General features: G+C 68.0%; 10 protein-coding genes and 1 pseudogene. 4 read left to right on the plus strand and 7 right to left on the minus strand.

Annotated elements, in window-relative coordinates:
- From rho to PK606_RS15255, 3 genes and pseudogenes are all read left to right on the plus strand, one after another.
- Positions 1–312 (plus strand): annotated as a pseudogene (gene rho / locus PK606_RS15245) (transcription termination factor Rho); the annotation flags it as partial.
- Positions 313–541: 229 nt separating this feature from the next.
- A complete protein-coding gene (locus PK606_RS15250) occupies positions 542–796 on the plus strand; it encodes a type B 50S ribosomal protein L31 (RefSeq protein WP_324565176.1) in 255 nt (84 codons plus the stop codon).
- A gap of 96 nt (positions 797–892) precedes the next feature.
- The gene (locus PK606_RS15255) at positions 893–2,602 is read left to right on the plus strand and encodes a hypothetical protein (RefSeq protein ID WP_324565177.1); all 1,710 of its coding nucleotides are present in this window, start codon (positions 893–895) and stop codon (positions 2,600–2,602) included.
- Here PK606_RS15255 and phoR read toward each other — a convergent pair.
- The 7 genes from phoR to pstS all read right to left on the minus strand — a co-directional run bounded on the left by phoR (position 2,599) and on the right by pstS (position 9,306).
- Positions 2,599–3,945: a phosphate regulon sensor histidine kinase PhoR gene (phoR, locus tag PK606_RS15260; RefSeq protein ID WP_324565178.1), complete on the minus strand. Its 1,347-nt coding sequence runs from the start codon at positions 3,943–3,945 to the stop codon at positions 2,599–2,601. The two genes, PK606_RS15255 and phoR, sit on opposite strands and share 4 nt — an antisense overlap.
- Positions 3,946–3,989: 44 nt before the next feature.
- Positions 3,990–4,721, minus strand: a complete 732-nt coding sequence (phoB, locus tag PK606_RS15265) for a phosphate regulon transcriptional regulator PhoB (protein WP_324565179.1) — start codon at positions 4,719–4,721, stop codon at positions 3,990–3,992.
- Entirely contained in the window at positions 4,718–5,419 is a 702-nt protein-coding gene (gene phoU, locus PK606_RS15270) for a phosphate signaling complex protein PhoU (RefSeq protein ID WP_324565181.1), read from the minus strand. The genes phoB and phoU overlap by 4 nt, the downstream gene beginning before the upstream one ends.
- 19 nt (positions 5,420–5,438) lie before the next feature.
- Positions 5,439–6,260, minus strand: a complete 822-nt coding sequence (gene pstB, locus PK606_RS15275) for a phosphate ABC transporter ATP-binding protein PstB (RefSeq protein WP_324565183.1) — start codon at positions 6,258–6,260, stop codon at positions 5,439–5,441.
- A gap of 38 nt (positions 6,261–6,298) precedes the next feature.
- A complete protein-coding gene (gene pstA / locus PK606_RS15280) occupies positions 6,299–7,156 on the minus strand; it encodes a phosphate ABC transporter permease PstA (RefSeq protein ID WP_324565184.1) in 858 nt (285 codons plus the stop codon).
- 4 nt (positions 7,157–7,160) lie between these two features.
- The gene (gene pstC / locus PK606_RS15285) at positions 7,161–8,162 is read right to left on the minus strand and encodes a phosphate ABC transporter permease subunit PstC (protein ID WP_324565186.1); all 1,002 of its coding nucleotides are present in this window, start codon (positions 8,160–8,162) and stop codon (positions 7,161–7,163) included.
- 118 nt (positions 8,163–8,280) lie between these two features.
- Entirely contained in the window at positions 8,281–9,306 is a 1,026-nt protein-coding gene (pstS, locus tag PK606_RS15290; RefSeq protein WP_324565187.1) for a phosphate ABC transporter substrate-binding protein PstS, read from the minus strand.
- 224 nt (positions 9,307–9,530) lie between these two features.
- On the opposite strand from pstS, the gene PK606_RS15295 reads away from it, so the two are divergent.
- Positions 9,531–11,072, plus strand: a complete 1,542-nt coding sequence (locus PK606_RS15295) for a Ppx/GppA phosphatase family protein (protein WP_324565188.1) — start codon at positions 9,531–9,533, stop codon at positions 11,070–11,072.
- Positions 11,073–11,116: the final 44 nt, after the last annotated feature.

Consider the following 11,116-nt stretch of genomic DNA (forward strand, 5'->3'; position numbering starts at 1 on the left):
ACCGCGCTGATCGACACCGGCAGCCGCATGGACGAGGTGATCTTCGAGGAGTTCAAGGGCACCGGCAACTCCGAGATCCACCTGGACCGGCGCCTGTACGAAAAGCGCGTGTTCCCCTCGATCCAGCTCAATCGCAGCGGCACGCGCCGCGAGGAGCTGCTGCTGGCACCCGAGGTGCTGCAGAAGACCCGCATCCTGCGCCAGTTCATGTACAACATGGACGAGATCGAGGCGATGGAAATGGTCATCAAGAGCATGAAGGCGACCAAAACCAACGTCGAGTTCTTCGACATGATGAGAAGGGGGGGCTGACCCTCCTGAGCCGCTGACGCGGCTTCCTCCCCTTTGCTTCGCAGGGGGGACAACACCAGTGGGCGGGCCAAGCCCTTCCACGGCGTTCGCTGGCATGGCCTGCTCCGCGGTCTATTGATTTCTGCCAACCCGGCCTGGAAAGGGCGTTTCTCTCATATAATGCGCAGTTCCGCGGAAAGTACGCCGGAGAGGCTGGCGCGGCTCCCGACACCACCCAAAGGATTTCATCATGCGTGAAGGCATTCACCCCGAGTACCGCGAAGTCTGCTTCCGGGACCTGTCCAACGGCTTCAAGTTCGTCACCCGTTCCTGCGTCAACACCAAGGAAACCGTGAAGATGGACGACGGCCGCGAGCTGCCGCTGTTCAAGCTCGACACCTCCAGCGAGTCGCACCCGTTCTACACCGGCACCCAGAAGTCGGTCGACAACATGGGTGGCCGGGTCGAGAAGTTCCGCAACCGCTTCGGCAAGGTCGCCCGCTAAAATCGCGCAGCGCCAGTCACTGGCTCCCACAGGGCAGCACGGGTCACCGCGCTGCCCTGTGCCTTTTGGACATTGCGTTTTGATGCTCCGGACGCCTTGAACAGCCAACCCAGCCCCGCCATCGTCACCCAGGATGCCGTGCGCAGCCTGCCGCGCTGGGCGCTACTGCTGCTGTGCCTGGCCTATGTGGTGCCGGGCTACGTCGGCCGCGAACCCTGGCGCAGCGCCGATATCGCCGCGTTCGGTTACATGCTGGAGCTGGCCGGCAGCGCACGCTGGCAGGACTGGTGGCAGCCGACGCTGATGAGCATCCCGGCCGATACCGGCGCACTGCTGCCGTACTGGCTGGGCGCCTGGGCGATGCAACTCGCGCCCGGCTGGGTGGCACCCGACTTCGCCGCCCGCATCCCGTTCATGCTGATGCTGGCCGGCACGCTGGCCGCCGCCTGGTACGCGGTCTATTACCTGGCCCGCCACCCGACGGCCCAGCCGGTGGCCTTTGCCTTCGGCGGCGAGGCCAGTCCGATCGACTACGCGCGGGCACTGGCCGACGGCGGCCTGCTGGCCTTGGTCGCCACGCTGGGCCTGGCGCAGTTCTCGCACGAGACCACGCCGGCACTGGCACAGCTGTTCTTCGGCACGCTGGTGTTCTACGGCCTGGCGGCATTCCCGTTCCGGCCGCTCGGCTCGACCCTGGCGCTGCTGTCCGGGCTGCCCGGCCTGACGCTGTCGGGCGCCCCGGTGACGGCGCTGATCTATGGCGGACTGTGCCTGGCGGCGCTGCTGACCCCCGGCCTGGCGCACCTCGGTCCGGCCGAGCGGCGGCGCGGCCTGCTGGTGCTGCTCGCGGGCACGCTGGCCAGCGCCGCGCTGGCCTGGGGCGCCGACCTGATCCGCTGGCAGATCGCGCCCTGGCGCACGACATGGAACGACTGGCGCTCGCTGGCAAGCCTGTTCCTGTGGTTCTGCTGGCCGGTCTGGCCGCTGGTGCTGTGGACGCTGTGGCACTGGCGGCGCCAGCTGACCGGGCTGCGCCGGCACCGCCACCTCGGCCTGCCGCTGACGATCGGCAGCGTGCCGCTGGCTACCACCATCGCCACCCTGGCCGGCGATCGCGCGCTGCTGCTGGCGCTGCCGGCGCTGGCGGCGCTGGCCGCCTTCGCGCTGCCGACATTCAAGCGCAGCATGGCCTCGCTGATCGACTGGTTCACGGTGCTGTTCTTCACCGCCTGGGCGATCGTGATCTGGGTCGTGTGGGTGGCGATGGAAACTGGCGTACCGGCCAAGCCGGCCGCCAACGTGGCGCGGCTGGCACCCGAGTTCGAACCGGTGTTCCAGTGGCCGGCCTTCGTCGCCGCCGGGCTGGCGACGCTGGCCTGGGTCGCGCTGGCGCGCTGGCGCACCGGCCGCCACCGCACCGCGCTGTGGAAGAGCCTGGTGCTGCCGGCCGCCGGCACCACCTTGTGCTGGCTGCTGCTGATGACGCTGTGGCTGCCGGCGCTCGACTACGGGCGCAGCTTCGCGCCGCAGATGCGCGAGCTGCGCCAACTGATCGGCGACACGCCCTGCGTCGAAGTGCACGGCCTCGGCGCGCCGCAGGTGGCCGCGGTGCGCTTTCACGGCGGCTGGACGCCGATGCCGGCGCGCGGTCCGGCCAACTGCCGCTGGCTGCTGGTCGACATCAACGCCCAGGCCAGCCTGCCGGCGACGGTGACGCTGAGCGAATGGTCGCCAGTCGGTCAGGTGCGGCGGCCGACCGACAAGAACGAAACCCTGCTGGTCTACAAGCGCATCGGCGCGCCTTAGGCCACCGCTGCGCGCTCGGCTACCGGCAGCGGGCGCACCCGGTGCGCCGGAAACACCAGGGCAAAACGGGTGCCCTTGCCGAGCTGGCTGCTGACCTGCAGTTCGCCGCCGTGGCGCTGCACCACGTGCTTGGTGATCGCCAGGCCCAGGCCGGTGCCGCCGGACTCGCGCGAACGGCTGCGATCGACCCGGTAGAAGCGCTCGCTCAGGCGTGGCAGGTGCTCGGGCGCGATGCCGGGGCCGCTGTCGCTCACCGTGACGCTCGCGCGCCCGTCCGGCAGGCGCTCGCAGCTCACCTCGATGCTGCCGCCGCCCGGCGTGTAGCGCACCGCGTTGTTGATGACGTTGGAGAACGCGCTGCGCAGTTCGCTGGCCACGCCCGCCAGAGCGAAGTCCGGCGGCGCGCCGAAGCGCAGCCGCTGCGGGCGCTGGTCGGCCGGGTGCAGCAGGTTCGACAGGCCGCTTGCCTCGGCCTCGCACTGGGCCAGGAGCGCCGCCAGGTCGACGCTGTCGCTGGTGCTCGGCAACGGGCTGCCTTCCAGCCGCGACAGCGTCAACAGGTCATTTACCAGGGTCTGCATGCGCGCGGCCTGCCCCGCCATCAGGTTCAGGTAGTTGGCGCGCTCGGCCTCGGTCAGCGGCAGTGTCTGCATGGTCTCGACGAAGCCAGCCAGCACCGTCAGCGGCGTGCGGATCTCGTGCGACACGTTGGCGACGAAATCGCGCCGCATGGCATCGGCCTGCGCCAGCGCCGTGATGTCGCGCGACAGCAGCAGCTTGTGGCCATGGCCGTAGGGATACAGCTGCACCGACAGCTTGACCGGATGCCCGCGCGTGCTGGCACGGCCGATCAGCCTGACCTCGCGCTCGTAGTTGCGTCCCGCGTAATAGGCCGTGAAGGCGGGCTCGCGCACCAGGTTGCCGATGTGCTGCAGCAAATCGCGCCGCGGATCGATGCCGAAGTGCCGCCCGGCGATGTCGTTGCACCACTCGATGCGCCCGTCGGGATCGAGCAGGACGACCCCGTTGGGCGAGGCCTGGATGGCGGTCAGGAAGTCCTCCAGCCGCTGCGCGCTTTCGCGCACGCGCTGCTGTTCACGCCGCAGCGAGCGGGCGACGCGGTACGCGGCCTCGCCCCACAGGCCGCGCAGCGCCGGCGGTGCCGACAGATCCGGCTCGCGCGCCCAGCGGATGAAGCGGTGGCCGCGCAGCGAATCGATCACGAGCAGGCTGATCGACGCCGCCAGCACGCCCAGCAGCGCGCCGGCCCAGCCGAGCCAGAACCACCCGAGCAGGCCGAGCACGGCCTGCATCAGCACGAAGATGAAAAGACGAAACAGCATGCCAGGCCGCCAGCCAACGGACAGGCGCTGACGATATCAGGATGTCATGACGGCGTCGCGACCTGGCTGCTGCCCTGCAACTGGCTCAACGGCTGCGCCGTCAGGCGGTAGCCGGCGCCGCGCACGGTCTCGATCAGCACCGCCGCCGGACCGAGCGCCTCGCGCAGGCGCTTGACGTGCACGTCCACGGTGCGCTCCTCGATGAACACGTGGTCGCCCCACACCTTGTCGAGCAGCTGGCCGCGGCTGTGCACGCGCTCGGCATTCTTCATGAAGTAGTGCAGCAGCTTGAACTCGGTCGGTCCCATCTTCAGCGGCTGGCCGTCGAAGGAGACGCGGTAGGTCGAGGCGTCGAGCAGCAGGGCACCGATCGCCACCGAGCCGCCGACCTGCTCGGGCGCGCGGCGGCGCAGCACGGCGCGGATGCGCGCCAGCATCTCCTTGGTGGAGAATGGCTTGGTGATGTAGTCGTCGGCGCCGGCGTCGAGGCCGGCCACGCGGTCGGCCTCGTCGCCGCGCGCGGTCAGCATCAGGATCGGCACGTCCTTGGTGCGCGGATCCTTGCGCCATTTCTTGGCCAGCGACAGGCCGCTCTCGCCCGGCAGCATCCAGTCCAGCAGGATGACGTCGGGCAGCACGGCGTCCAGTTCGCGCTGCGCGGTTTCGCTGTCCATGGCCCAGGTCGGCTGAAAACCGTTGTGACGCAGGTTCACGGCAATCAGCTCGGCGATCGGTGCCTCGTCCTCGACGATCAGCACGCGTGGCATGGTTCTCATCGCGCGGCAGCCTCCTTCTCCTCGATCGTGGCGTGGCGCACGTCGGCGCCCATGACGATGTAGATGATGAATTCGGCGATGTTCTTGGCATGGTCGCCGATGCGCTCGATCGCCTTGGCCAGCGTCAGCAGGTCGAGGCTGGCGGTGATGGTGCGCGGGTCTTCCACCATGTAGGTGATCAGCTTGCGCACGAAGCCCTCGAACTCGCGGTCGATCTGGTCGTCGGCCTTGATGATGGCGATCGCGTCCTCGGCCGACAGGCGCGCGAAGGCGTCGAGCGCCCGGCGCAGCTGCTCGGCCGCCAGGTCGGCGCCGCGGCCCAGGTCGCCGATCGGCAGCATGCGGGCCTTGCCGGAAGCGATGATGCGCTTGATCATGCGGGCGATCTTGGCCGCCTCGTCGCCGACCCGCTCCAGGTTGGTGGTGGTCTTGGAAATCGCCAGCAGCAGGCGCAAATCGATCGCGGTCGGCTGCCGGCGCGCGATGATGGTCGACAGCTCGCGGTCGATCTCCAGCTCGAGCATGTTGACGCGCTCCTCGTCCTGCTCCACCTGGTCGGCCACTTCCTCGCTGAACTCCGCCAGCGCGTACATGGCCTGGCGGATCTGGCTTTCCACCAGCCCGCCGAGCTCGAGCAGCTTGGAGGAGATGCTGTTGAGCTCGTTGTCGAACTGCGTGGACAGGTGTTTCTCGTACATGTCGTCTCCGTATCCTGCGTTAGCCGAAGCGCCCGGTGATGTAGTCCTCGGTCTCCTTGCGCTTGGGCTTGAAGAACAGCTCCTCGGTGGCGCCGAACTCGATCAGCTCGCCCAGGTACATGTAGGCGGTGTAGTCGCTCACGCGTGCCGCCTGCTGCATGTTGTGGGTGACGATGGCGATGGTGTAGTCGCGCTTGAGCTCGTGCACCAGCTCCTCCACCTTGCCGGTGGAGATCGGGTCCAGCGCCGAGGTCGGTTCGTCGAGCAGCAGGATCGAGGGCTTGACCGCCACGCTGCGCGCGATGCACAGGCGCTGCTGCTGGCCGCCCGACAGCGACAGGCCGTTCTGGCCCAGCTTGTCCTTGACCTCGTTCCACAGCGCGGCCTTGGCGAGCGCCCACTCGACGCGCTCGTCCATGTCGGTCTTGTTCAGGTTCTCGTACAGGCGCACGCCGAAGGCGATGTTCTCGTAGATCGTCATCGGGAACGGCGTCGGCTTCTGGAACACCATGCCGATGGAGGCACGCAGCAGGTTGACGTCGACGCTGGGCTCGAGGATGTTCTTGCCGTAGAACAGGATCTCGCCGACCGCGCGCTGGCCCGGGTACAGGCTGTACATGCGGTTGAGCGTGCGCAACAGGGTCGACTTGCCGCAGCCGGACGGCCCGATGAAGGCCGTGACCTTGCGCTCGGGGATCGTCATGTTGATGCTCTTCAGGCCCTGGAATCCGTTGGCGTAGAAGAAGTCCAGGTTGCGCAGCTGCAGCGCCACGCGCTCCTGGTTGATGTCGTTGGCGGCGCCGCGATTGCTGGCCTGAGGAACCGGGGTTGCGATTTCCATGGTGATCCTTTGATTTCTGTCTTCTGGTGCGCCGGGATTCAGCGGCCCGCCGCCTTGTCGCGGAAGAACACCCGCGCGACGATGTTGATGGCCAGCACCGCCAGCGTGATCAGCAGCGCGCCGCCCCAGGCCAGGCGGATCCAGTTGTCGTACGGGCTCATGGCGAACTGGAAGATCACCACCGGCAGGTTGGCCATCGGCTGGCTCATGTCGGTGCTGAAGAACTGGTTGTTGAGCGCGGTGAACAGCAGCGGCGCGGTCTCGCCCGAGACGCGCGCGATCGCCAGCAGCAGACCGGTGATGACGCCGCTCTTGGCCGCGCGCAGGGTGATCATCAGCGCCACCTTCCAGCGCGGCGCGCCGAGCGCGGCGGCAGCTTCGCGCAGGCTGCCCGGCACCAGGCGCAGCATGTTCTCGGTGGTGCGCACCACCACCGGGATGGCGATCAGCGACAGCGCCAGCGAGCCGGCGAAGCCGGAGAAGTTGCCCATCGGCGCCACCAGGATGGCGTAGACGAACAGGCCCAGCACGATCGAGGGCGCCGACAGCATGATGTCGGTGACGAAGCGCGTGACCTCGGCGGTCCTGCTCTCGTCGCCGTACTCGGCCAGGTAGATCCCGGCCAGGATGCCGACCGGGGTCGACACCAGCACCGTCAGCCCCAGCATCAGCAGGCTGCCGATGATGGCGTTACGCAGGCCGCCGCCTTCGGATCCGGGCGCCGGCGTGTCGCGGGTGAAGATGTTCCAGTCGATCGCCGCCAGGCCCTTGCCGAACAGCACGAACAGGATCCACAGCAGCACGATCAGGCCCAGCGCCATGGCCGCCATCGACAGCGTCAGGCCGATCAGGTTGGTGGCGCGGCGCTTCTTGTAGAGAGCAGTGGTGGCTGCCATGGCTTCAGGTTCCCTTGGCGCGCTCGGCACGCAGAATCATGATCTTGGCCAGCGCCAGCACGATGAAGGTGATGATGAACAGCAGGAAGCCGATCGCGAACAGCGTCGACAGGTGCAGGTCGGCGGCCTCGCCGAATTCGTTGGCCAGCGTGGAGGCGATCGAGGTGCCGGGCGAGAACAGCGAGGTCGGCATGCGGTTGGCGTTGCCGATCACGAAGGTGACGGCCATGGTCTCGCCGAGCGCCCGTCCGAGGCCCAGCATGATGCCACCGATGACGCCCTTCTGGGTGTAGGGCAGCACCACCTTGCGCACCACCTCCCAGGTGGTGCAGCCGAGGCCGTAGGCCGACTCGCGCAGGATCGGCGGCACGATCTCGAACACGTCGCGCATCACGGCGGCGATGTAAGGCAGGATCATGAAGGCCAGCACGATGCCGGCGGCCAGGATGCCCATGCCGTTGACGGCGCCGCCGAACATCCAGCCGACGAGCGGCATGCCACCCAGCACCTGCTGCAGCGGCGTCTGCACGAAGTCAGCGAAGATCGGCGCGAACACGAACAGGCCGAACATGCCGTAGATGATCGACGGCACGGCAGCCAGCAATTCGATGGCGGTGCCGAGCGGGCGGCGCATCCAGACCGGGCAGTTCTCGGTCAGGAACAGCGCGATGCCGAAGGCCAGCGGCACGGCGATGACGAGAGCGATGCCGGCACTCAGGATGGTGCCGACGATGGCGATGGCGGCGCCGAACTCCTCGTTGATGATGTCCCATTCCACCGTCCACAGGAACTTGAGGCCGAACTTCTGGAACGTCGGCCACGCGTTCAAGAACAGCGAGACGATGATGCCCACCAGCGCCGCCAGCACCAGCAGCGAGAACGCCTGCGTGCCGCGATGGAACAGCACGTCCTGCCAGCGCTGGCGGCGCGCGATCGCCGCCATGCTGGCCGATGTGATGCCGGTTTGCTCTTCCTGGGGTGGCGGCACGCCATTGAGGGTTGTCATTCCCACGCTCATGCAGTCCTCGTCGCTGTCATTATCGGGTCGCTGGTTACAAAACGACCCAACAGGCCCCGTGCGGGGCTGTCGGGTCGTTTCTTGGGAGCGAAGCTGCCAGGCAGGCTTACTTGGCGATCTGCGACCAGACCTTGGAGCGGATCTGCTCGGTCAGGCTGTCGGGCAGGGCCACGTAGTCGAGCTCGGAAGCCATCTTCTTGCCGTTCTTGAACGACCAGTCGAAGAACTTCAGCACCTCGGCGGACTGCGCCTTGTCGGCCGGATCCTTGTACATCAGGATGAACGAGGCCGTGGAGATCGGCCAGGAGGCGTCACCCGTGGGGTCGACCATCGACACGCCCATGCCCGGCACGCTGAACCAGTCCACGCCGGCGGCGGCGGAAGCGAAGGCCTCCTCGGTCGGGTTGACGTACTTGCCGGCCTTGTTCTGCACCTGCAGGTGGGTCAGCTTGTTGCGCTTGGCGTAGGCGTACTCGACGTAGCCCAGCGCGCCCTTGATGCGGCCGACGTTGGCGGCCACGCCCTCGTTGCCCTTGCCGCCGACCGAGGTCGCGGCCGGCCACTTGACGGCGGCGCCCTTGCCGACCTTGTCGGCCCAGTCCTTGCTGACCGCGCTCAGGTAGTCGGTCCAGTTGAAGGTGGTGCCGGAGCCGTCGGCGCGGTGCACCACGGTGATGGCCTGGTCAGGCAGGCTCTTGCCCGGGTTCAGGGCGGCGAACTTCGGGTCGTTCCACTTGGCGATGGTGCCCATGAACATCTCGGCCAGGACCGGACCGGTGACGCGCAGTTCGCCCGGCTTGAAGCCCTCGACGTTGATCACCGGCACGGTGCCGCCGATGATGGCCGGGAACTGCACCATGCCGTCCTTGTCCAGGTCCTCGCCCTTGACCGGCGCATCGGTGGCGCCGAAGGCGACGGTCTTGGCACGGATCTGGCGGATGCCGCCCGACGAGCCGATCGACTGGTAGTTCAGGCCGGTGCCGGTGGCGGCCTTGTAGCCCTCGGCCCACTTGGCGTAGATCGGGTACGGGAAGGACGCGCCGGCGCCGGTGATGTCGGCGGCGTAGGCGGCGGTGCCGATGAAGGAGCCCAGCGCGGTAACAGCCAGCGCCTTCAGGAAGGTACGTTTCATGTGAGGAATCCTTGCGGGTGGGTTAAAGCAGACCCAGTGACTGTATTAAGCCAATGTGACACTTATGTGACGTCACACGGCGCAGTGGCTGCCCCGCCCAGCGGCCGCGCGCGATTTCACGGAAGTTGGCTGTCAGCTCCGCCGGGCAAAGTCGGCCATCGGGATGCGCCACAATCGGCGGCACCGCGGCAGCGGCGCCTCTCGCTCCCTCCCCCTGACGATTTATGCACACCGGCAACCGCTTCGCCGCACTCGACCTGGGCTCCAACAGCTTCCGCCTCGAGATCGCCCGCCTGGAACTGGGCCAGCTGCAGCGCATGGAGTACTACAAGGAAACCGTGCGCCAGGGCGGCGGCCTGGACGCCGACCGCCGGCTGTCGCAGGACGCCATGCAGCGCGGCTGGAACTGCCTGGCGCGCTTCGCCGAGCGGCTGGCCGGCTTCAAGCCGAGCCAGGTGCGCGCGGTCGCCACCCAGACCCTGCGCGAGGCGCGCAACCGGGAGGAATTCCTCACCGTGGCGCAGCAGATCCTGGGCTTCCCGATCGACGTCATCTCGGGCCGCGAGGAAGCACGCCTGATCTACCAGGGCGTGGCGCACCTGCTGCCGCAGTCGGACGAGCGGCGCCTGGTGCTGGACATCGGCGGGCGCTCGACCGAGCTGATCGTCGGCAGCGGCTACCTGGCGCAGACCATGGAGTCCTACCGTGTCGGCAGCGTCGCCTGGTCGATGCGCTACTTCCCCGACGGCGTGCTGTCGGCGCGCAACTTCGAGCGCGCCGAGATAGCCGCCATGGCGCTGCTGGACGACGCCGCGCTGACCCACGGGCACAGGCAGTGGGACGTGGCCTACGGCTGCTCGGGCAGCGTCGGTGCCATCGCCGACACGCTGCTGCTGGCCGGGCGCACGCCGGCGCGCTACATCGTCACGCGCGAAGGGCTCGACTGGCTGCGCGACAAGCTGATCAAGGCCGGCCGCTTCGACGCCATCAAGCTCGAAGGCATCAAGGAAGAGCGCAAGGCGGTGATCGGCGGCGGCCTGGCGGTGCTGCGGGCGTTGTTCGAGCTGCTCGGCATCGAGCAGCTGCAGTACGCCTACGGCGCGCTGCGCCACGGCGCGTTGCACGACATGCTGGACCGTCAGCACCAAGCCACCGACGTGCGCGCCGACGCCATCGAGGCGCTGGCGGCCAAGTTCAGCGTCGACCCGGCGCAGGGCGCGCGCATCTCGCGTGCCGCGCTGCACCTGTTCGGCCAGCTCAGGCTGCCGCTGAAGAAGAAGCAGCACCAGGAACTGGCACGCCAGATCGACTGGGCCGCGCGCCTGCACGAGATCGGCTCGCGCATCTCGCACGCCGACTACCACAAGCACGGCGCCTACATCCTCGACAACGCCGACGTGGCCGGCTTCTCGATGCACGAACTGAACCGGCTCAGCCACCTGGTGTTGGGCCACCGCGGCAAGCTGCGCAAGCTGGAAGCGCGCTTTGGGGATGCGCCGTTCATGAGCCAGCTGATGGTGCTGCGGCTGGCGGTGATCCTGTGCCATGCGCGGCAGGACCGCGACCTGGCGCAGATCACCATCGCCGCCGACCCGGCGCCCGGACGCGGCTTCACGCTCGGCTTCCGCCCCGGCTGGACCGAGGCCTGGCCGCAGTCGGCACACCTGCTGCGCGAGGAAGTCATCGCCTGGCAAAAAACGCCCTGGGGCCTGCGCTTCGACAGCCCCAACGGCAACGGCCGCGGCTCTGGCCTCAGTTACTCATAAGTCAGTAATATAGGCGACACTTGGATGCTTGAAGAACGAGCGAA

The sequence above is a fragment of the Ottowia sp. genome, assembly GCF_035444425.1.
In the GTDB taxonomy this organism is placed as follows: domain Bacteria; phylum Pseudomonadota; class Gammaproteobacteria; order Burkholderiales; family Burkholderiaceae_C; genus Ottowia.